Origin of the sequence: Bifidobacterium sp. W8110 (assembly GCF_016101375.1) — a bacterium.
Taxonomy (GTDB): domain Bacteria; phylum Actinomycetota; class Actinomycetes; order Actinomycetales; family Bifidobacteriaceae; genus Bombiscardovia; species Bombiscardovia asteroides.
Map to the genome: position 1 here is coordinate 357,332 of NZ_JACFQO010000002.1, position 21,304 is coordinate 378,635.

The 21,304-nt window shown below is 63.0% G+C and carries 14 protein-coding genes; 6 read left to right on the top strand and 8 right to left on the bottom strand.

Translation table 11 applies throughout. From position 1 onward, the window contains the following. Positions 1-13 precede the first annotated feature (13 nt). Complete coding sequence (locus H3T88_RS04585; protein WP_198203712.1) at positions 14-697, bottom strand: SOS response-associated peptidase; 684 nt, start codon at positions 695-697, stop codon at positions 14-16. Positions 698-923: 226 nt separating this feature from the next. On the opposite strand from H3T88_RS04585, the gene H3T88_RS04590 reads away from it, so the two are divergent. Beyond that, positions 924-2,042: a zinc-binding dehydrogenase gene (locus H3T88_RS04590; protein WP_015021460.1), complete on the top strand. Its 1,119-nt coding sequence runs from the start codon at positions 924-926 to the stop codon at positions 2,040-2,042. Between the two features lie 133 nt (positions 2,043-2,175). On the opposite strand, the gene H3T88_RS04595 is transcribed toward H3T88_RS04590, so the two are convergent. The 3 genes from H3T88_RS04595 to H3T88_RS04600 form a co-directional block, all read right to left on the bottom strand. Next, positions 2,176-3,306, bottom strand: coding sequence for a glycerate kinase (locus tag H3T88_RS04595; protein WP_198203713.1), 1,131 nt, complete (start codon positions 3,304-3,306; stop codon positions 2,176-2,178). Positions 3,307-3,359: 53 nt separating this feature from the next. Further along, positions 3,360-3,494: a hypothetical protein gene (locus H3T88_RS08805; RefSeq protein WP_269748972.1), complete on the bottom strand. Its 135-nt coding sequence runs from the start codon at positions 3,492-3,494 to the stop codon at positions 3,360-3,362. 113 nt (positions 3,495-3,607) lie between these two features. Beyond that, on the bottom strand, positions 3,608-4,327 hold the full coding sequence (locus tag H3T88_RS04600; protein WP_198203714.1) for a DUF4391 domain-containing protein: 720 nt from the start codon (positions 4,325-4,327) through the stop codon (positions 3,608-3,610). A 150-nt stretch (positions 4,328-4,477) separates the two neighbouring features. Here H3T88_RS04600 and H3T88_RS04605 point away from each other — a divergent pair, with 150 nt between their 5' ends. Continuing rightward, complete coding sequence (locus H3T88_RS04605; RefSeq protein WP_232347141.1) at positions 4,478-5,512, top strand: alpha/beta hydrolase; 1,035 nt, start codon at positions 4,478-4,480, stop codon at positions 5,510-5,512. A 113-nt stretch (positions 5,513-5,625) separates the two neighbouring features. Continuing rightward, positions 5,626-5,829 (top strand): hypothetical protein, encoded by a 204-nt coding sequence (locus H3T88_RS04610; RefSeq protein WP_015021464.1) that lies wholly within the window; start codon positions 5,626-5,628, stop codon positions 5,827-5,829. Between the two features lie 75 nt (positions 5,830-5,904). Here H3T88_RS04610 and H3T88_RS04615 read toward each other — a convergent pair whose 3' ends face one another. Beyond that, positions 5,905-7,275 (bottom strand): sugar porter family MFS transporter, encoded by a 1,371-nt coding sequence (locus tag H3T88_RS04615; RefSeq protein ID WP_198203716.1) that lies wholly within the window; start codon positions 7,273-7,275, stop codon positions 5,905-5,907. Between the two features lie 305 nt (positions 7,276-7,580). Here H3T88_RS04615 and H3T88_RS04620 point away from each other — a divergent pair, with 305 nt between their 5' ends. After that, complete coding sequence (locus H3T88_RS04620; protein WP_198203717.1) at positions 7,581-8,537, top strand: nucleoside hydrolase; 957 nt, start codon at positions 7,581-7,583, stop codon at positions 8,535-8,537. A gap of 51 nt (positions 8,538-8,588) precedes the next feature. Continuing rightward, on the top strand, positions 8,589-9,977 hold the full coding sequence (locus tag H3T88_RS04625; RefSeq protein ID WP_110416901.1) for an MFS transporter: 1,389 nt from the start codon (positions 8,589-8,591) through the stop codon (positions 9,975-9,977). Positions 9,978-10,181: 204 nt separating this feature from the next. Here the strand turns inward: H3T88_RS04625 and H3T88_RS04630 are convergent, their stop codons facing one another. Then, positions 10,182-13,400 (bottom strand): RCC1 domain-containing protein, encoded by a 3,219-nt coding sequence (locus H3T88_RS04630; RefSeq protein WP_198203718.1) that lies wholly within the window; start codon positions 13,398-13,400, stop codon positions 10,182-10,184. 417 nt (positions 13,401-13,817) lie between these two features. Between H3T88_RS04630 and H3T88_RS04635 the strand changes: the two genes are divergently transcribed. Then, a complete protein-coding gene (locus H3T88_RS04635; RefSeq protein ID WP_198203719.1) occupies positions 13,818-14,846 on the top strand; it encodes a LacI family DNA-binding transcriptional regulator in 1,029 nt (342 codons plus the stop codon). A 5-nt stretch (positions 14,847-14,851) separates the two neighbouring features. Here the strand turns inward: H3T88_RS04635 and H3T88_RS04640 are convergent, their stop codons facing one another. Continuing rightward, positions 14,852-17,275, bottom strand: a complete 2,424-nt coding sequence (locus H3T88_RS04640; protein WP_198203720.1) for a beta-L-arabinofuranosidase domain-containing protein — start codon at positions 17,273-17,275, stop codon at positions 14,852-14,854. 240 nt (positions 17,276-17,515) lie between these two features. Continuing rightward, entirely contained in the window at positions 17,516-20,995 is a 3,480-nt protein-coding gene (locus H3T88_RS04645) for an RCC1 domain-containing protein (RefSeq protein WP_198203721.1), read from the bottom strand. Positions 20,996-21,304 lie beyond the last annotated feature (309 nt).

Below are 21,304 nucleotides of genomic sequence, written 5' to 3' on the forward strand. Positions count from 1 at the left end.
TCATAAGAACCCTCTAAATTCTCTTGACCCTCTGGTCCAGGGCCATGGCTTCTGTTAGCTCCGGACCGTCCCCCCTCAAGGGTGCCACCGGGTGCATGGTCAATGCTTCTGAGGCACGACGACCAGGCTCCACAGCCTTGGGCAGGATTGCCTTGCCCTCCATGCCTGGATCCAGCCAGGAGTCCAGGTTCTCATCGGTGATCAGCAGGGGCATCCGGTCGTGCACCCGGGCGGCCTCTGGCGTGGCTTGCGTCGTCAGGATGGTGGCTGTCAGCAGCCAGGGTTGGCCTGGTCTGGCACGCCACCAGGAGTAGAGCCCGGCGATGTTCAGGGTGTGGCCGTCGGGAGCCTGGAAGTAGTAGGGCTGGTGGTCGGGTGTCCACTCGTAGTAGCCGCTGGCCGGAATGATGGCCCTCTGACTCCTGGCCGAGTCCGCGTAGGTTCGCTTGGTCAGAGCGCTCTCCACTCGGGCGTTGTGGGTGGGGTAGGCCATTTGATCGCTTTCCGACCAGGAAGGGACCAGGTTCCAGCGGGCCGGATGCAGGTGCCGCTGCCCATGACGGTCTTGGGCCACCAAAGCGATGACAGACCCGGGGCTGATGTTCCAGGAGGGCTTGGGCAGTCCCGAAGCCTGTCGGGCACCGTAGCGTTGGGCCAGGTTGGAGTAGTCCAGGTCAGCCGCGAATCGTCCACACATGAAGCCCATTCTATGGATGCTTGGAGGCCCCGTCGAGGAAACGCCGGAGGCCTTTTTCCGGGCCAGTCTAAATGCTGATTGACCCTTCTTTCCTGCTACCATGAAAGTGGTCTGCGGCAGCGGTGTATACATTGAGGATGGCCGTGGCCACAGCGGAATATTCAACGTTGTTTTTTGCCCTGCCTGGCATGATGCCGGTGGCGGCATTGTGATTAGGAGATGGTTTATGCCTCAGAAGATCAAGGCGTCGATTGCCTACGGCATCGGCAAGGGCTTTGCCCAGCCCGAGGAGATCATCATTGACGACCCCATTGGCGCGGAGGTTCTGGTGGATGTGCAGGCCTCGGGTCTGTGCCATTCGGATCTGCATCTGGTCGAGGATGACGACAAGTTCTTCCCCTTCCCGGCTGTGATCGGCCATGAGATCTCGGGCATCGTCGAGGCCGTGGGCCCCGAGGTGTCCGGCATCAAGGTGGGCGACCACGTGGTGGCCTCCCTGGAGCAGGTCTGTGGACACTGCGCCAACTGCCTCAAGGGCCAGCCCCAGTCCTGCACTCAGCAGCAGGAGTGCGTGCGCGGCGCCGGCGAGAAGCCCCGTCTGTCCTTCCCCGACGGCCGGCCCATAACCCAGGCCTTCGGCACCGGCGGCTTCGCCGAGAAGGCCCTGATTCACGAGAACCAGCTGGCTGTGGTCAACAACCAGGTCAAGTGGGATGAGGCCGCCTGCATCGGCTGCGCCACCATCACCGGAGCCGGAGCGGCCATCAACACCGCCCATGTGCGTCCCGGCGACACCGTGGCTGTCATCGGCACCGGCGGTATCGGTCTGAACATCATTTCGGGAGCCCGGATTTGCGGCGCCAAGCGGATCATCGCCATCGACCTGCTGGACAACAAGCTGGAGTTCGCCCGCAAGTTCGGCGCCACCGACGTCGTCAACTCCAAGAACGAGGACCCTGTGGCCAAGGTGCGCGAGCTGACTGACGGCGGCGTGGACAAGGCCTTCGAGGCCATCGGTCTGCCCGTCACCATGAAGCAGGCCTGGGACATGCTGGGCGTGGGCGGCACCGCCTACCCGATCGGTCTTACCAAGCCTGATGCCACGGTCTCCCTGGAGATCAACCCGGCCGACCTGCTGGTCCACCAGCGCGGCTTCAAGGGCGTGTGGATGGGCTCCACCAACATCAAGCACGACATCCCCATGTACGCCGACTTCGCTGTGGACGGCAGGCTGAACATGCATGACATCGTCAGCCAGCACATCAAGCTGAGCCAGATCGACGAAGCCTACAAGCAGCTGGTCAACGGCGAGGTCATCCGTTCGGTCATCACCGAATTCGACTGATGACTTCCACTGTTCGGTATGACTGCTGAAGGTCATGCCAAACAGGGTTCTTATAGGGGTTCTGATGACAAGGGGCTCCGGGTGCGCAAGACATCCGGAGCCCCTTTGTCGTTTTGGCAATCCCAGAGCCTGATCAGGCCAGGAGCCTGCCGATGTTCTCGGCCACTGCGGCGAGGTTGTCGGCGGCCTTGGCCATGGCATCCTCAAGGCTGACGGCCCCGGGGCTGATGCTGAAGATGGCGTCGATGCCCACCTTGTAAAGCTCTTCGGTCCCGGCTCCAAGGTTGCCCGCCAGGGCGATGACCTTGCAGCCGGGGGAGGACTCCTTGACGGCCTGGGCTGTGCCCATGGGGGTCTTGCCGAAACCGGTCTGGAAGTCGATGCCGCCCTCGCCGGTGAAGCAGAGGTCGGCGCCGCGGGCCAGCTCCTTGAGACGGGTGGTCTCCACGACGATGTTGACCCCCGAGGCCATGACGGCCGGAGTGAAGGCCAGGGATCCTGCACCCAGACCACCGGCGGCCCCAGCACCCGGCTTGGTCTCCACCTCCCGATGCAGATCCCTGCGAATGACGGCTGCATAGTGGGCCAGGGCCGCATCCAGGGTGGCCACCATGGATGGGTCCGACCCTTTTTGCGGTCCGAAGACGGCCGAGGCTCCTTCAGGGCCGGTCAGAGGGTTGGTCACGTCCGAGGCCAGACGAATGCGGGTGCGAGCCAGCCGGGGATCCAGCCCGGAGACGTCGATCCGATCCAGCCGGGCCAGCGCCGCTCCACCCTGTGTCAGATCATTTCCGTCAGCGTCCAGGAGCCGGGCACCCAGGGCCTGGGCCATGCCGGCGCCGCCGTCGTTGGTGGCCGATCCGCCCAGGCCGACGATGATCTCCTGTGCGCCCTGGTCCAGGGCCTGGCTGATCAGCTCGCCTGTGCCATAGGTGGTGGTGACCAGCGGGTCCCGGGTCTGTTCGTTGACGAACTGGATGCCGCTGGCCGCAGCCATCTCGATGGCGGCTGTCCGTCCGTCGCCCAGGATGCCGTAGCTGGCGTTCACGGTCTGGCCCAGGGGTCCGGTGACCTGGGTCTGGATCATGTGGCCTTCGGTTGCATCGACCAGGGACTGGACCGTGCCCTCGCCACCGTCGGCCATGGGCACCAGGACCATTTCGGCCTTGAGCGGGCTGCGTCGCAATCCCCGTTCGATGGCCTCTGCGGCCTCCTTGGCGGTCAGGCTGCCCTTGAAGGAGTCGGGTGCGATGATGATTTTCATAGGTGTGACCTTTCCTGACTCGTCGCTTCAGAAGACCAAACAGACCAGCATGGTCACCCGGGGTCACGGTCAGGCCTACCAGGCTCGCCCAGGGTCATGCTGATGGGCTTGGTGAAGAAGCTGCTGCCCAGGATAAGGCTTGTGGAGATTGCAACGGCCATGTGGATGTTGACAATCGATGTCAGCATGGGTCCGAGCATGCTCATGGTTTGGATGAGGTTTGTGATCTGCATGGGCAAGTCTGAGCTGGAGCTTTGCCAGACTAGGCCTGCCTCGGCTCTGCTGCCTAAACCTCTGCTGCCTAAACCTCAGTTGTCTGATTATCGGCGGAAAGCTGCTTCAGTTCGGCGCGGACCTTCTGGAGCTTGGCGAAGGCTGTGTTGCGGTCCTGGGTGGTTTTGGCCCGGCCGTGGTCTCCGGTCAGCTTGGCCTCCTGGGCCTTGAGCAGGTCGATGCGCTCGCGGACGGCGAGTCGGTTGTCCAGATTCGTGCCGTCAGTCTGATCCAGGGTCACCTGGGCGCAGAGGCTGTCCCAGAGCTGGTCCATATCGTCGCCGACCAGGGTTAGGCTGGTCTGATCAACAGGGCGGGGCCTGCCCAGGTGGAGCGTATGCCTGGTCTCATGACCAGCCTTGGTGGGCAGGGCCCGGCGGACGGCCGGCGTGCAGACGAGGCCCTCTTCACCCTGGTGGATGGTGATGAAGACCATGCCTGAGGAGCGCATGGCGGCGATGTGTTCCAGCACGTCCTCCGGCACATCGGGGGTCTTCAGCCCGACTGCCATGACCAGCACCTCGTGACAGTGCGCGCCATCCGTCACAGGGATGCTACCGGGCCTCAGCAGGGCCAGCATGACGATTTTGCCGACGCTGGTGGAGAAGTGCTGGCGCAGTCGTGAGGAGACGGGCGGTCGCGTGGTGAAGGCCCTTATGGGCAGTTCGCCCTTGGCTGCTGGAATGGCGGTGGTGGGCGGCAGACCCAGGGAGAGCGCGGATATGCCTTCGTAGCTTGCGATTGTCATCCTTGGCCTTTCTGTCGCTGTTTCCGTCATTTTACCGGCAGGAGCGCGACCAGGGGCAAGAGTGTCCGTTTGCCGGCATTGTATATTGGCTGTAAACCCACAGGACCGGATGCGAGGAGCTGTGCGGGTTGGAGTAATGAGGGCTGAATGATGAGCAACGATGCAGAGATGACTGTAACCGAGGAGGAACGCGAACTTCTGGAGGGATGGACCGAAGTCGACGGGGACCTGGATGGCTGCAGTCCGGATATGGTCCGGGTCGTTCTGGGCTCCAGGCTGACCTTCGGGCGCGTGGACGCTCCCCGCTCCCGTCATTGGCAGGTGCCGGAGGGGGTGGACTGCCTGAACGACATCGCGTATGTGGATGATGGCCTGCGCGCCCACAAGCTGGACCTTTACCTGCCTCATGATGCCCGGCTGCGCAACGGCAGGGTCATCCCTGTCTACATCGACATCCACGGCGGCGGGTTCATGTACGGCTACAAGGAGCTCAACCGAAACTTCTGCACCCACCTGGCCAAGCGCGGCTTTGCGGTCTTCTCGGTCAACTACCGGCTGATTCCCAGCACGGACTTCATGGGCCAGCTGGGTGACGTGCTGACGGCCCTGACCTGGATCAAGACCCACCTGGACGAGTATCCGGTTTCGCCCGACCGCATCTTTCTGACGGGAGACTCGGCTGGAGGCACCCTGGCCCTCTATACGCTGGCAGTGGAGTCCGATGACCAATTCGCGCAGAGGCTGGGGCTGAAACCTGCCGGGCTGCGGCCCCGTGGCGCTGCCTTGGTCTCAGGGCTTTTTGACCTGACTCCTTACTTATCGGTGAATCTGGATGACTTCCATCCAACTGGTTCGCCCACCGATGACCTATCCATGGTTGCCCCATCCTTCTTTGGAAGCTTCGTGCAGGCTGGGGGCGATCAGGTGGCCGACCTGACGACCATGGTCGACATGGTCCACCTGCCGCCGGTCTTTCTGAACACCAGCACCGACGACTTCCTGCAGGGCGAAGCGCTCAGGTTGGCCGAGATTCTGTGCAGGAGGGGCCGCGATTTCGAGCTGCATGACCTGAGGCCCAACCGCCTGCAGTCCCTGGGACACGTCTATCCTGTGGCCATGACCTGGCTGGAGGAGAGCCGTCAGGCCCTGGACCGGATTCACGATTTCTCCTACGACCTGATATGAGCCTTTCAGCGCGCCCGGTTCATCCGGACACTGGCTATGATGGGAGGAGAAAGGTGGGCATCGATGGCGCAAGGCCCCCGGTGTCTGCACCGCCGCTTACAGAGGAGTGATTCATGGACGAGAAGACCTTGGTAGAGAAGCTGAGCAACCTGGAGACCATCGACCAGCTGGTTGATCTGTCCAAGGAGATCGGGCAGCCCCTGTCGTACAACGACGCTGACCAGCTCTTCGGCAGGATCAACCAGTGCAAGAATGATGTCGCACAGCTGGGCGGCGACACCATCGCCAAGCTGGCCAAGCAGGTCTTCAACATCTGAGGCATCGGAATCTGAGGTATCGGATTCCACAAGGGCGGGCCGACGACCGGTTCCGCCCTCTTTTTATGCCTGATTTCATGCCCGGGACCGGGCCTCCTGCTCGATCTGGGCCAGGCTCTTGCCTCGGGTTTCGGGCACCATGACCCAGGCGAACACCAGGGCGCACACATTGATCAGGGCGAAGAGCAGGTAGGTGCCGGTGCCACCCAGCCGTGCCAGGAGGGTGGGGAAGACCAGGGAGAGCCCGAAGTTGGTCAGGTTCATGGCCACGTTGGCGTATCCCATGCCGCGGCTCTTGACCTGCTGGGGGAAGATCTCGGACAGGAGCAGCCAGGTGACCGGGGCCACCAGACCCTGGACGAAGATCACGTAGATCATCATCATGCCGATCATGATCCAGGCGGCCGTGCGTGACCCGCTGCCGGGAGCACCGACGAAGCGGTAGCAGACCCCGATGGCGGCAAGGAAGACGATGGTGCCTGCAAGTCCCACAGCCAGAATGACACGGCGATCGAAGCGGTCGATCAGTCCCAGCCCTCCGATGATGGCCGCTATGGCGGAGACCAGGATGACGGGCACGGTGGCGACCATGGACAGGGAGGTGTCGAAGCCCAGGGTGTCGGTGAAGATGGTCGGCGCGTAGTAGTTGACGATGTTCAGTCCGGTCAGCTGGTTGATCATGGCCACGCCGATGCCTACGATCAGCACCCGCCGGAGCCAGGGGGCCTTGAAGCTGGCGGTCTTCGCGCTCGCAGGCTGCGATAGCTCCTGCATGGTCACCCGGGCCTCTGCCTGGTCGCGGGTGGACTCCAGGAAGTTCTCTGCCTGGTCCGGTTGGCCACGGCGGATCAGATGGGCAGGGCTGTCATGCAGGAAGCAGGCCAGCAGGGCCAGCAGGATGGCCGGAGGCACCAGAGCCCAGAGCATGGTCCGCCAGTCGGCACCCATCCGGTCCATGATGGCGTTGACGCTGACCGCCAGCAGCTGCCAGACCACGATCATGACCGAGTTGACCGAAACCACCCGCCCGCGTTCCACGGTGCCGACCATATCGGCCAGGTAGATGGGCACAATGGTTGAGGTCATGCCGATGCCAGCCCCGATGATCAATCTTCCCAGTCCCAGCAGGGCCAGACTGGGGGCCAGGGCGCTCAGCAGGGCTCCGGGGATGGCCAGCAGGGCGCCGGCCAGGATGATGTGCTTGGGACCGAAGCGGTCATTGAACTTGCCTGCCAGGTAGGATCCCAGCGCGGCACCTATCAGCAAAGCGGATGTAACCATGCCCTGTTCCCCGGCCGTCAGATGTCCGCCCGAGCCGGAGCCTAGGTTCATGCCGACCAGCGCCCCGGAGATGACGGTCAGGGTGTAGCCGTAGAGGCCGCCGGCCAACACGCCCAGGGCGGTCATCAGTTGCAGATTGTGCCGCCGTCCTTGAGTCGCAACCATGTGTTCCCCTTTCGCCAGATCATCCGGGCAGAATCAGAGTAATCATAGGCATCTGGGGAGTGGTCCGTCGATCCGGCTCGCCATTGTGGACAGGGAATCAGCCGGAAAACCGGCTGCTGGATTCGCTATCTGGGTCCAGTAATCCGGTGACATGAAAATCTGAGGATATTGTCCACGACTTGCGTCTGTCATTGGCAGCGAAACTGCTCAATTTCGCATATGATAAACAAGCATCCACCACAAGGACATCGTGGATGCATACGGCCATGGTTCCATACAGCCATGGCAATGAAAGGAAACATTGTATGCGTAAGCTGATTCTCGATCTGGACACTGGTGTCGATGACACTCTGGCTATCTCCTATGCCCTGGGCAGCCCCGAAGTTGAGCTGATCGGCATAACGGGAACCTATGGCAACGTGCTGCTGGAGCAGGGCATCCGCAACGACCTGGCCATCACCGACCTGCTGGGTCACCCCGAGGTCAAGGTCTACCCGGGTCTGTCCCACGCCTCCAAGGCGGACTCCTTCGAGGTGCTGCCCGTCTCCGCCTTCATCCACGGAGAGAACGGAATCGGCGATGTGGCCATCCCCGACTCGGACCGCAAGGCTGAGACGCAGTCGGCCGTGGACTTCATCATCGACGCGGTCAACACCTACGGTAAGGACCTGGTCTACGTGCCCACCGGCCCCATGACCAACATCGCCGCCGCCCTGGCCAAGGAGCCTGAGATCGCCCAGCGCATCGGCTCCATCGTGCTCATGGGCGGGGCCCTGACCGTGCCGGGCAATGTGGACGCATGGCAGGAGGCCAACATCTCCCAGGATCCGGATGCGGCCGATGTGCTCTTCCGCTCCGGCGCGCCTGTGACCATGGTCGGCCTGGACGTGACCCTGCAGACCCTGCTGACCTACAAGGAGACCGCCCGCTGGCGGCAGCTGGGCACTGCGGCGGGCAACTTCCTGGCGGACATGACCGACTTCTACATCAAGGCCTATGAGACCACCTCGCCCCACCTGGGTGGTTGCGGCCTGCACGATCCGCTGGCCGTGGGCGTGGCCGTGGATCCGACCCTGGTCACCACCCTGCCCATGAACATGAAGGTGGAGACCGAAGGCGCCACCCGCGGGCGCACCATCGGGGACGAGCAGCGGCTCAACGACCCCAACAAGACCATGCGCGTGGCTGTCGGCGTGGACGTGCCCCGCTTCCTGGACGAGTTCATGACCCGCATCACCAGGTTGGCCTCCCAGGCCGACTGAGGTCCGCCATCCCCGGCAAGTTCACGCAAGAGAAGGAGAACTGAAGACATCATGTCCGAAAAGCAATCCACCGAGGATTCGACAGCAGTACGATCGCTGATCCTGCTGCTGATCACCTTCGTCCTGGGCACCCTGTGCCTGCAGGGCTTCAACCTGGTCTTCCAGCAGGTCGGCAAGGATGCCGGCGCTCCCGACCAGGCATCGCTGATCACGGCCCTGCCCAGCATCGTCCTGGGCATCGTCTGCTTCATCTACGGGTCCCTGGGCGACTTCGTATCCCTGCGCAAGCTGGTCACCTTCGGCCTGTGCATACTGTTCATCGGGTCCGTGTACGGATACGTGGCCAACACGATCATGGCCCCCAACATCTGGAATGTGATCGCGGCCCGGCTACTCCAGACCGCCGGCGAGCAGGTGGCTGGATCGGCCTACCTGGTCGTGGCCACCAAGTACCTCAAGCCCTCACTGAAGGTGATCTTCTTCGGCATCTTCACGGCAGGCTACCAGGTGTCTGCAGCCATCGGCATCTTCGCCGCAGGTCTGCTCAGCTCCATAGCCTGGCAGTACCTCTTCCTGATTCCCGCGGTCACCATCATCTTCCTGCCCATCCTGCTCAAGAGCCTGCCCACCGGCGGCGGCAACGGCGAGAAGGTGGACTGGCTGGGCTTCGTCATCTTCGGGCTGGCCACGGCCCTGCTGACCCTCTTCTTCTCTTACACGGCCTGGTGGCTGCTGGCGGCCTCGGCTGTCTGCTACCTGATCTTCGCCCTGTACATCAGCCGGGCCCGGAGCCCCTTCATCACCCCGGACTTCTTCCGCAACAAGCGCTGGCTGATGGGCATCGGTCTGATTCTGATCTTCTACTTCATGAACTACTGCATGTCTCCCATCTTCAACGCCATCGGGCGTGACGTCTACAAGGTGTCGACCACCACGGTCTCCCTGCATGTTGTCTGGGCCTTCCTGGTGGCCGCCGTGCTGGGCACCACCTCGGGAGCCATTGTGGACAGAATCGGCCGCAAGCCTGCCATCATCATCGCCGCCTGCCTGATGACCCTGGGTTTCGCAGGATCCGCTCTGGTGGTCAATTCCGGCCTGCTGGCCCTGACGCTGACCGCCTGCGTCTATTATGCCGGGGTCGGACTGATGTATTCGCCCATCGTCTCCACTGTGCTTGACACCCTTCCACAGGACCAGTCGGGCCGCGGCGTGGGCATGAACGACCTGGTCATGAACGTGACGGGCTCCATCGGCATCGCCATCATCGGCGGCCTGATGGGCAAGCCCAGCCTGGAGGGCTTCAGCATCATGGGCGCCACCGGTCCGGCCGCCAACTACAGCAACCTGCTGCTGATCGGGGCTGCCGTCTCCCTGCTGGGCCTGGTTGTGTATTTGGCCTGCAAGAAGACCATCTACGCCACGACTGCCGACCAGCAGTAGAACAGTTATAAGTTATAGTCGACCGTCCGAGCGCGGCAAGAGGGGTTGCTTGCTCTGTTGCGCTTGGGCGGTCGACTGATATGTGTGGTGGGGGCGCGGGGGGAAGTGTCGGCTCTCTTGGGGTTGAGCCTTAAGTGGCACTGGCCTCCCTGCCCCCTATATGGGCCGGGGGCGGGGGGATTGATACGCGCCCCAGGCCTTTTCTTACTCGTGCGAAGCGTAAAGCAGTCGGTGCGTTTCCCTCCGGTGGCGGCGGGATGCGAGGACTCCGCCCATGCCGGTCATGCCGGTGCCCAGGGCCAGCAGGATGCCTTCCCCTCCGGCGCGGGGAAGCACGCCTGCGGGCAGGTACGTGTATCTGAGGGAGGTGTCGGTCAGGGTGATTCCTGTGCCACCCATCGTGTAGTCGACGCTGACCGTGACCGTGCCCGGCTGGTGTGCAGGCGTGAGCACGCTGACACTGTTGCCATCGCCGCGCGTCAAGCCTGATACGGCAGTCTGGTCGAATCTGACGCCGGTGATCACCAGTTGCAGGTTGAACACCACCGGCACGGGAGCCGACTTGGTGTTTCCGGTGCCGTCGCCGAGCTGGCCACTGTCGTTAGCACCCCATGCCCAGGCGTTTCCGTCGCTGCCCAGGGCCAGCGAAAGATGCCACCCGCCGCTGACCTGTGTGGCTTTTAGTCCTTTGCTCTTGTCGGTGGGGTTGGCGGGGTCGCGCACGCGCACAGGAACAGGATTCACGTCACTGTACCCGCTGATGGTGTTGTTGCCGAGCTGGCCATACCAGTTGCATCCCCATGCCCAGACTTTGTCGTCGCTGCCCACAGCCAGCGAATGATCGGCTCCGCCGCTGACCTGCACGTAGGTGAAATCCTCTGGCAGGTCCGGGTACGCCTTGCGGTCAGGCTTGTTCACCCTGACAGGCGTATGCCGTTCGGTGGTCGTCCCGTCGCCGATCTGGCCACTGCCGTTCCATCCCAAGGCGTAGGCGTTGCCGTCGCTGCCCATGGCCAGGGAATGAGCGCCTCCGGCGCTGGCCTGCACGTAGGTGAAATCCTCTGGCAGGTCCGGGTACGTGTTGCGGTCAGGCTTGTTCACCCTGACAGGCGTATGCCGTTCGGTGGTCGTCCCGTCGCCGAGCCGGCCATTGCTGTTGTTTCCCCAGGCGTAGGCGTTGCCGTCGCTGCCCAGGGCCAGGGAATGATAGCCTCCGGCGCTGGCCTGCACGTAGGTGAAATCCTCTGGCAGGTCCGGGTACGTGTTGCGGTCAGGCTTGTTCACCATGACCGGCGTAGTCTGCCTGGTGTCCGTCCTGTCGCCGAGCTGCCCATTGCTGTTGTTTCCCCAGGCGTAGGCGTTGCCGTCGCTGCCCACAGCCAAGGAAAAAGCATAGATATTGTTTTTTGATCCGCTGACCTGGCTGAACCTGATGCCCCGGCTGGCGCTGTCTGGCGGGGTGATGGTGGTGGATTCCCTGCCCAGCTGGCTGCCCTTGTCCGGGCTGATGCTCCACGTGCTGTTCCGGCTTGCCGGCGTCCACTTGGCGGTCAGGGTCAGATTCTTGGTGACGGGCTTGCTGAAGTCGTAGGCGACCTCGCCGGTGAACCATCCGTCGAACAGGAAGCCTCGGCGCGTAGGGTCGGGGGAGGGCCGCTTCACCCTGCCGTTGGTGGTGGGGAAATGCTGGTCTGCTGGTTCGGGTTTTCCTCCGCCCGTGTTGAATCGGACCGTGAGCGTGGATCTTGGTTCCGCGCCTCGTGTCAGCGGCTGGTCGACCGTGTACTTCAGGCTCTTGGTGAAGGGCTGGCCGTCCTGACTACCTGTGATGAGAATGGCGGCTGGCCCCGGCTTGCGTGCGGGCATGTCCGCCTGCCATGAGCCGTTGTTCCTGGTGAGTTTAAGCGGCTGGCTGTCCATGCTGGCTGATTCCAAGGTGGATTCTATGATGGTGTTGATTCTTACTGGCTGGCCGGGCTGGCCCTGCCCGTCCAGGCTCCACCTGTAGATGCCGCCCTGCCTGTCCCAGGCGGTGATCCTGCTGCCGATGCGAACCGCTTGCATGTAGCGTTGGTTCTCTTTATTCGCACTGGTGGGTGTTTCGCCGGGCTTCCAGGCCCAGACCTTGCCGTCCTTGTCTGTGATGATGGCCTGGCTGTCGTTGGTGGTGATCCGGCTGGCTTTCATGCTTTCCGGCAGGCTGACCGCTGTGATGCTGGTGGTGCTGTCGGCCAGGTACCGGGTCTGCCCGTCCTCGTCCAGCAGGAGGAATCCCTGGTTGATGGCCTGGGCCTGGATGATGCGCATGCCTGGGTCCTGTCTGATGGGTTCGGGTTTGACGTTGCCGGTCCTGTCTGCGTCCCGGGTCCAGGCCTGCCCGTCCGCGTCCACGATGAGGGTCCGGCTGCCGGAGGCGACGGCGGTGACGGCCTGCGCCTGCCCGGGCAGGCTGAACGTGGCCCGCTCAGTGGATTTCGGATCTTGGCCGGACTGGTGGCTGTGGATTCGGCCCTGCCGGTCCACGGCCAGCAGCAGGTCTCCGTTCATGCTGATGCTGGTGAACCCGACATCCTGTCCGGTGTCGAAGAGCGTAGGCGCGGGCTGCTGGTTGTCCCAGGTGTATATGTGCTGGTCGGATCCGAGTGCTGCCTGCAGGTGGCTGCCGGCTGTGGCCTGCTGGTAGTGGAACCCTTCGTGAGCCTGGGCGGGGAAAGGAACCTGTTTGGGTGTGTGGTCCTGTGTCCAGGTGTGGATGCGGCCGTCGCCGGTCAGGCCGAGGATCTGCTCTCCTGCGGCTTGGACGTTGACATAGTAAGGCTCCTGCAGGCTGGGTGGCTTGATGGTTAGCCTAGTGCCGGTGGCGGGCCCGTGCTCCGGGCTCAGCGTCCAGTCCGTGGTTTTCGACCAGTGTGCTTTCAGGGTGGTGTCCTGGAGGATGGGGGTCTGGAAGTCGTAGGGCTGGCCGTCACGTGTCCACCCGTCGAACCGGAAGCCCCCACGCACAGGGTTGTGTTGCGGAGGGGATGCTAGGGTGCCGGTTTTCACAGTTGATTGGGTAGGCGTGTTGCCGTCGGCCGGGTCGAAGTTCACCACATGCGAAGTTTGATCAGCGGTATCGGACGGCTTGGTTGAAGTGAATCCTGTGTTGTCGGGTGTTCCCGTCGTCGATGACGGAGTGTTTGGGCTTGCTGTTGGACTTAATGATGTGGTGGCTTGTATTGGCGAGGGTGAGGGCAGTGGGGTGCTGGTTGTGCTGCCGGGGGGGATGCCGGGGGTTTGTTCAGCTGTGTGGGGGGTCTGACGACCCCACTCGATGAATGGGGGAGCGTCCGCGTTGGCGGATGCCGTTGCCAGGCCTGCCAGCAGGCCCAGCAGGAGGATCGTCGTCGCCGAGGCGCGACGCAGACGGGTACCCAGATGCATAAGCCGACAACCTTTCGCCCGCACCGGACACAGTCACCTCGAACATCCCCAGAAACGTGCCGATGAATCCCTGCTTACAACGTCCTATCCGTCAGGATGCCGTCCAGCTCTCCACTGCTCAAGCCAGCCCCCACGCCGGCGTACAAGCCATATCGAAACCCAGCCAACTCCCCAACACCACTACACTCATCATGCTACCTGAAAAAACAAGAACACACGACGCCGTTTGTGATATCGGATCCGTATAGGTCAAGCCAGCCTCGGGCTTCGTGCCAGCACAGCGTCTCTGTTTACCGCCTCACTGAAGACAAAGCAAGCAAACATCGTATTGCAACCCGTATTTCAGCTTCAAGTTCCTTGTCTGCCCGGCGATAGAATGGTCTGACGAATCAGGCGCGAGGGAAGCGACGGCTAAAAGTGACGACTCTGGATGATGTAGCTGGCCAGGCCGGGGTGTCGCGGATGACGGCATCCAATGCCTTGCGCGGCAAATCCTCGGTCAAGCCCGCCACGGCGCGCCGTGTGCTGGAGGCGGCTCAGCGGCTGGGATACCGGCCCAATCTGGCGGCCCGGCGGCTCAGCTCGGGCAGGTCCGGAATCATCGGCTTCTCCACTGTGGAACTGGATCGTTCGCCCTTCTCGGCGGCCTTGGCGGCGGCGGTATCAGATCAGGCCGTCAGCATGGGGTATCAGACACTGATTCAGCAGACCAGGCAGATGGCCAGCTATGAGTCCTCCATGGTGGCCGACATCGCCACCCAATTCTGCGAGGGAACCATCCTGTCCGCGCCGGCCCTGTCCGCTGACTTTATAGCCGCGCTCAATCGGCGCTATCCCTTGGTGGTTTTTGATGGCCCTCGACTGGACCGATCAGTAGACACCGTGCGCAGTCCTAACCGCCAGGGTGCCGAGGCTGCGGTGGGGCATCTGCTAGACCATGGTTGCCGACGGATTCTGGTTCTTGGCGCTTCCTACAAAGCCCCGGACGAGCTGGCCCAGTCCAGCCTGGGGTGGGAACAGCGGCTCTTGGGGGCCATGCAGGCAGCACGAGGCCATGGAATCCGCATAGGGCCCGAAGATGTGGTCGACTGTGACTGGAATCAGGGCAGCGCCGACCAGGCCATGGCCGCCCTGCTGGCTCGCCGCAGGGATTTTGACGGGGTCTTCGCCCTGACGGATGTGGTGGCCATCGGGGCCCTGCACGCGCTGGGGGAGCATGGGGTTCGGGTGCCCGGGCAGGTGGCCCTGATCGGTTTCGACGGGCTGGAAGTGTCCCGATTCCTCACGCCCGCCCTATCGACCATCCGCGTGAATACGGACCGGGTGGCGGCCGAGTGCCTGCGACTGCTCATGGCTCGGATGAAGGATCCGCCCGGCAGGCATCAGCCCGAGCAGGTGGTCCTGCCTTTCATGCTGGTGGAGGCTGGCAGCACAGCCCGGTCCTGAGCCCTTCAACCGTGAATCAGTGCCAGAGTCAGCAGGTCAGGGGTGGGACCTTCGGCTCCGGCCTGGATCTGCACCCTGACGGCCCGGTCGGGCAGGGCATCCAATCCATGACCGGTCAGGGGGTAACGGTCCAGTACTCTGCCGTTTTCGCGGCTTCTTACGGGCTGGCCCAATTCCAGGCCTTCCGTCCGCAGCCAGTAGGGTGCAGCGCTGCCCTGGTCCCGCATGGCCACCTCCAGCATTTTCACACCGCCGGAGGCATCCCGCAGCCGGTACGAGAAGCAGCCTCCAGCCAGGGCGTGACGGGTGTTGATTCCTTCGATCAGCTCCTGCCGGTCATTCCTGCCCTGATACTCGTGGTCGATTTCGGACTGCTGGGACCCGCAGTCCACCCGGTCGCAGACCCGCAGCTCGTGGGCCTGCTCCTGTGCATCGGTCTCTTCCAGGGCCCGGTGAACGCGGTCCTTATCGCCATCCTGCGCCCAGGGCAGGTAGACAGAGTATCGGGAGGCCTCGATGGAGGTGAAGGGGACCAGCAGCAGGCGTGAATCGGTCCACCCTTGTTTTCCCTCCATGGGTCGGGAGACGGCCACCTCTATGGCGCCGTCATCCTGGGGGTGGGGCAGCAGGAAGTCCTGGGGTTCTCCCTGGAGCACGGGCAGGTCGCCCAGCGGACGCAGGGGGCCGGAAGCGATGTGCCCGGCACGGGAGTCGTCGGCCTTCAGACCAATCAGGTCGGCATCGTCGCTGCGGGCGGCCATGACCTTGACGCCGCGCAGCAGGCTGACCCAGTCCGAACCGTCCGGCAGGGGCTCGGCAGTCACCCGGACCCGGTGGCACAGCTCCAGGCTAACTCGGCCGTTCCAGGTCAGATGCAGGTGGTCGAAGCGGGGGCTGCCATCCGAACCGGACGTCGCTGGCTCGACGGTCATGTCCGCCTGGCCTTGCGCGATCCGGTACTCGGCATCCTCCACCCACCAGGGATGGCGTATGTCGAGGTCCAGGGTCTGCTGGCTTTGGTCGTCGGCCTCCAAATCGATTCGGCCCAGGTTGGTGGTCCCGGGGCCGGGAGCGTAGGCCAGGCTGACCCGCAGCCCGCGCTGGGACCAGTCCAGGCTGGCGGGGATGAAGAGGTTGACCGCCAGGGCCTCGGATTCCTGGCCGGAATCCTTTCCGGGTCGGCGCTCGAAGATCATGGCACCGTAGCGGGCGTGGTTTTCCAGGCCGGTGCCCACGCAGCACCAGAAGGAACGCTGGGCGCTGGAATAGACCCGATAGTGCCGGGGTCGCATGGGGGTGAAGTAGACGAAGCCGTGCTCGCGGATGCCCACCGTGGAGACCAGATGGTTGACCAGGACCCGCTCATAGAAGTCCAGATAGCGGGCCTGTCCGGTGCGGTCGTAGAGGCGCAGGGCCAGCTTGGCCATGTTGTAGCTGTTGCAGGTCTCCAGGCCCTCGCGGGAGGTGACCATGGCCGAGAAGTCGTCCGGCGGATTGAAATGCTCGGAGATGGAGTGGGCTCCGATGGAGACCGTGCGCTTGTCCACCACCCCATGCCAGAAGGTGTCCACAGCTGTGCGGAAGGTCTCGTCTCCGGTGATCTCGGCCAGACGCTCGTAGCCCAGGACCTTGGGTATTTGCGTATTGGCGTGCAGGCCGGTCAGCTGGTCCTTGCCTGCGGCCAGCGGTTCGAAGAAGGGGCGGTCGGTCAGGCGACGGGCCTGGTGGAGATAGCGGTCCTTTCCGGTCAGCTGATAGAGGCGGGCGAAGGCCTCGTTCAGGCCCCCGTACTCGCAGGTCAGCATGGTTTGGAAATCCTGTTCGTCGATATTGTCCGCCAGGTCGCACCACCAGTCGGCCAGGCGCAAGACCATGACGCGGGCCATTTCGGAGGCGCCCTTGGTTTGGAAGGACTGCCAGCAGTCCAGCAGGCCGGCGAAGAGCTTGTGCAGATTGTAGAGGGGCACCCAGGAGCCCAGCAGATCGAAGGACTGGGCCTGCACCTGGCCCTCCCGCAGGTTCCGGAAGAGCTCGGCGCTGTGAGGCATTCCGCCCAGAAAGCCGTCGCCCGAGGCCTCCTGGCACTCGAGCAGGCCTGTCAGCATGCGGGTGGCGCGCTCCAGGAAGGGCCAGGTTTGCAGAGTCTGCCAGTAGGCCGCCAGCCCGGACAGGTAGTGGCCGCCGATGTGGCCGTCCAGGCCCATGGACTCCCAGTTGGGGTATGGATCCGCCTTGTTGGTTAGACCTGCCTCGCGCCGGTAGGGGGCCAGAAGGCGATCGGGATCCAGGCTCAACAGGTAGTCCGCGCCGGCCTGCTGTGCATCGGCGTAGATGCTGCCGGGGGTCAGGCGGACCTGCGATGGGTTGAAGCGGGCATCCGGCCCAGTATGGTCCTGCACGGACTGGGATTGATGGCGCGCGTCGGTCATGGCTCCTCCTTGTAGTGCCGTTCGGACAGGTCTGCGATGGCTGAGTCGGCGGCATTGCTGATGATAATTGTAGCGCTACATATATTGTCCATTCCAGCAATGCCGCTATACGATGCCAAAGCCGTCTGGCGGAAGAATATGGGTGGCCCCGTTGCGTTGGGGGAGTTGGGGCCACCCGTGTGGTCCGGGCCTGTGTTTGGGGATAGTGATAACCCGGACCTGCTTACACGAGGGAAGTCTTTATTGTTGTCGGCTGAGGGTTTCCAGCCGGTGGCGCCTGGCTGCTGCGGCGCATGCGAAAGCGAGCAGCCCGGCTATGAGCAGGGGGAGCAGGCCGCCTCCGCCGGCCCTAGGCAGCACGCTGATGGAGTTGTATCGATACGTATTGCTGGTGTCGGGGGTCTGGTCTGCTCCGTTCAGCCTCCAGTCGATGGTGACGGTTGACGTGCCGGGCATGTGCGCCGGCGTGGTCGCCGTCCAGGTGCCGTCGGGGTTCCTGGTCAGGTCGGAGACTTCAATATTGTCGAACAGAACATGCGTGGGGATGCCAAGCCTGGGGAAAGTGTCCTTGGCCGGGCTGTCGTCCTTGGTATAGGTGGTGTCGCGGCCCAGCTGGCCGTTGGTGTTGTCTCCCCAGCTGTAGAGGTTGCCGTCGGATCCCAGGGCCAGGCAGTACGATGCACCTGCGCTGGCCTGGGTGAAGGTGATCCCTGCCGGGGTATCCACCTTGTTGGGCCTGCCTGCCGAGGTTTTGCCGCTGTCGCCCCAGGTGTACAGGCTGCCATCGGAACCCAAGGCGATGGAATGCTTGCCTCCTGCGCTGGCCTGGGTGAAGGTGACGCCAGCCGGGGCGTCGGCTCTGCCGGGCTTGTCTGCCGGAGTGCTGTTGGCGTCGCGGCCCAGGCGTCCGTTGGCGGCATTGCCCCAGGTGTAGAGGCTGCCGTCGTCGCTTACGGCCACGGAGTGGCTTCCGCCTGCGCTGGCCTGGGTGAAGCTGACGCCTGCCGGGGTGTCGGCTCTGCCGGGCTTGTCTGCCGGAGTGCTGGTGGTGTTGCGCCCGAGCTCGCCGTGGGTGTTGTCTCCCCAGGTGTATATCTCGCCTTGTGTGTCCACGGCCACCGTGTGGCCCTGGCCTGCACTGACACTGGTGAAAGTAACATCTGCCGGGGTGTCGGCCTTGTCGGGCTTGTCAGCGGGGGAGCCGCTGGTGACGGTACGTCCCAGCCGGCCTGTGCCGTTGTCACCCCAGGTGTAGATGTTGCCGTCCGAGCCCAGAGCCACGGCATGAGATCCTCCTGCGCTCGCCTGGACGAAGGTGATGCCTGCCGGGGTCTCAACCTTGTTGGGTCTGTTGGCTGGGGTGCCGCTGGTGACTGTGCGCCCGAGCTCGCCGTGGGCGTTGTCTCCCCAGCTGTAGAGGCTTCCGTCGGAGCCCAGGGCCACTGAAAATCCGTAGCCCGCGCTGACATGGATGAAGTTGACGCCTGCAGGGGTATCCGCCTTGCTCGGGTGGCTGTCCTGCTTGCCGGCGGTGTCGCGGCCCAGCTGCCCATGGCTGTCGTTGTCCCCCCAGGTGTAGAGGCTGCCGTCGGAGCCCACGGCAGCGGAATGGAGGTCTCCTGCATCGGCTTGGCTGAGCCGGATACCGCGTTCCGGTGGCGGGGTCAGCGTGACGGTTTGGCCACCGGTCTCAGGCCCGTTGTCCTTGTCGAGCTTCCACCTGTTGCTGTCGGCACTGCTCCAGTGGGCGGTCAGAGTCGCCGTGCCGGTGACCGGCCTGCTGAAGTCATAGGCTGTGTTGCCGACGAACCAGCCGTCGAACAGGTGTTTATTCTTGGTTGGATCCTTGGCGGGGGGTTTCAGTCGGTTTCCCTCGGTCACGATTTGGAAACCGAACCCATTGCCACCGTCGGGGTCGAAAATGATCAGGTAATTGTCCAGGTATCTGTAGGACAGATGCGCATCTGGACGCTCACCGTTCATCTTCCAGGTGATGACTACATCAACTCTGCCACGGTCATGTTGGGGCGTGGTGACGCTCCAGGTGCCGTCCGAGTTGGGGTCGAGGTTGGTTCCGGGTGCCCCCCCGAAACTCACGTTAACGGGCTTGGGATCCTCGGGGAATGCGACCATGCCGGGGCTGCTGTCGTACTTGCCGCTGGTGGGGCGTCCCAGTTCGCCATACTTGTTTTGTCCCCAGCTGTACAGGTTACCGTCGGAGCCGATGGCCAGGGAGTGGGAATAGCCGGCGCTGACCTCGGTGAATTGTGCGACACCTGCTGGTGTAGGCACTTTGCCCGGCTTGACGTCGTATTTGGCTGACCCGGTGTCGCGGCCCAGCTGTTTGCAATCGTTTAGTCCCCAGCTGTAGAGGTTGCCATCCGAACCCAAAGCCAGGGAATGCCTGTGTTCTGCGCTGACCTTGGTGAACTTCGTGACGCCTGCCGGCATGGTCACCTTGCGCGGTGTGCGGTCTTGTCTCGCCGGGGCGGTGTTGCGTCCTAGCTGGCCATATTCGTTCCATCCCCAGCTGTAGAGACTGCCGTCTGAGCTGGTGGCCAGGGATGTCCACTCTCCAGCCTTGATCCAAGTGAATTTCTTGACGCCTGCCGGCATGGTCATCTTGCGCGGTGAACGGTCACGGAAGGGATATCCGCCGGCGTAGCGTCCCAGCTCGTCATAAGTGTTGTCGCCCCAGCTGTAAAGGTCACCGTCCGAGTCCAGAGCCATGGAGTAGAAGGTTCCTGCGCTGATTTGAGTGATTTTTGTGATGCCCTTCGGCAAGTTCACCTTGCCTGGCTTGACGTCGTATATGGCAGAACCCGTGTCACGTCCAAGTTCGCCGTACTTGTTTTCTCCCCAGCTGTAGAGGTTGCCGTCGGATCCCAGTGCAAGGGAATGCCATTTGCCTGCACATGCTTGGGTGAAGTGGACGCCGGCCGGTGGAGTGACCAGCTTCGGCTGATTGTCTATCTGGGGGTTGTCTTTTGGTGTTGTGCTGACAGTTTCGCGTCCCAGTTCTCCGTCGGCATTGTGCCCCCAGCTGTAGAGATTGCCGTCTGAACCGATGGCCAGGAAATGGGAGTAGCCTGTGCTGACCTGGGTGAAGTGGACGCCGGTCGGCGGGTTGACCAGGCTTGGCGTGCGCTTTTCGTCTTCAGGAGTCTCCAATTTGTAGTTGTTGTCTCCCCACCGGTAGAGGTTGCCGTCCGAGGCGATGGCCTGGGAACCTTCTTCTTTTGCCGGGATGATGTGGCTGAAGCGTATGTCTGGTTTGGTGGGCGGGGTCAGGGTGATTTTGGCGTATCCTCTGGTCTTCCCGGATGCGGGGGAGAGGCTCCAGGCGCTGGTGCCCTTGGTCCAGTGGGCGGTCAGGGTGAGATCCGTGGTGACGGGCTGGGTGAAGTCGTAGGCCACCTTGGAGTCGCCCTTGGCGTCTTTGGCGAACCAGCCGTCGAACAGGTAGCCGTCCCTGGTCGGGTCTTGTTCGGGACGGCTGGCCAAAGCACCGTCCTTGACGTTCTGGGAGTCGATGCTGCTGCCGTCTGCGCTGTTGAAGACGACCTGGTACGAAGTTGAACCTGACTGAGCACGGCTGGCTGCGGTACCGACGGATGCGTCTGTTTTCTGGTCTGCTGCGGTTTCTTCCAGTCTGGTCGGCTGGGCCGGGCCGATCGGTTTCGCGATGGCGTCGGCCGCAGTGAGCCCGCCGAAAATCATGCTGGCTGGAAGAATGACAATAACTTTCAAAATGTCTACAACAATGGCTGACCGGGAAGACACGTCCGGATGGCACATGATCGCTACAAACCCCTTTCCCAAGGTAAGGCAATCCGATGATGAAAACCCCAAGTTTTTTCATCGGTCGCATGCCGGGCACGTTCCCGGTAGCTAGAAAGAACGCTAGCATGCAGGTTCGGGTCTGGAGGGGAGCAACACTCGGATAAAACGAGTAAAAAATATTATGTCAAGTTGGGACGCCGATATTTTCCTCTAGGCGCAGAGGTAAAAATGAAAATGGGTGGCTCC

Excerpts from the sequence above, each read along its gene's own strand:
- H3T88_RS04595 (WP_198203713.1), bottom strand. The coding sequence starts at position 3,306 with ATGAAAATCATCATCGCACCCGACTCCTTCAAGGGCAGCCTGACCGCC.
- H3T88_RS04585 (WP_198203712.1), bottom strand. The coding sequence starts at position 697 with ATGTGTGGACGATTCGCGGCTGACCTGGACTACTCCAACCTGGCCCAA.
- H3T88_RS04600 (WP_198203714.1), bottom strand. The coding sequence starts at position 4,327 with ATGACAATCGCAAGCTACGAAGGCATATCCGCGCTCTCCCTGGGTCTG.
- H3T88_RS04625 (WP_110416901.1), top strand. The coding sequence starts at position 8,589 with ATGTCCGAAAAGCAATCCACCGAGGATTCGACAGCAGTACGATCGCTG.
- H3T88_RS04645 (WP_198203721.1), bottom strand. The coding sequence starts at position 20,995 with ATGATTTTCGGCGGGCTCACTGCGGCCGACGCCATCGCGAAACCGATC.
- H3T88_RS04620 (WP_198203717.1), top strand. The coding sequence starts at position 7,581 with ATGCGTAAGCTGATTCTCGATCTGGACACTGGTGTCGATGACACTCTG.
- H3T88_RS04640 (WP_198203720.1), bottom strand. The coding sequence starts at position 17,275 with ATGACCGACGCGCGCCATCAATCCCAGTCCGTGCAGGACCATACTGGG.
- H3T88_RS04630 (WP_198203718.1), bottom strand. The coding sequence starts at position 13,400 with ATGCATCTGGGTACCCGTCTGCGTCGCGCCTCGGCGACGACGATCCTC.
- H3T88_RS04610 (WP_015021464.1), top strand. The coding sequence starts at position 5,626 with ATGGACGAGAAGACCTTGGTAGAGAAGCTGAGCAACCTGGAGACCATC.
- H3T88_RS04615 (WP_198203716.1), bottom strand. The coding sequence starts at position 7,275 with ATGGTTGCGACTCAAGGACGGCGGCACAATCTGCAACTGATGACCGCC.
- H3T88_RS04605 (WP_232347141.1), top strand. The coding sequence starts at position 4,478 with ATGAGCAACGATGCAGAGATGACTGTAACCGAGGAGGAACGCGAACTT.
- H3T88_RS04590 (WP_015021460.1), top strand. The coding sequence starts at position 924 with ATGCCTCAGAAGATCAAGGCGTCGATTGCCTACGGCATCGGCAAGGGC.
- H3T88_RS08805 (WP_269748972.1), bottom strand. The coding sequence starts at position 3,494 with ATGCTGACATCGATTGTCAACATCCACATGGCCGTTGCAATCTCCACA.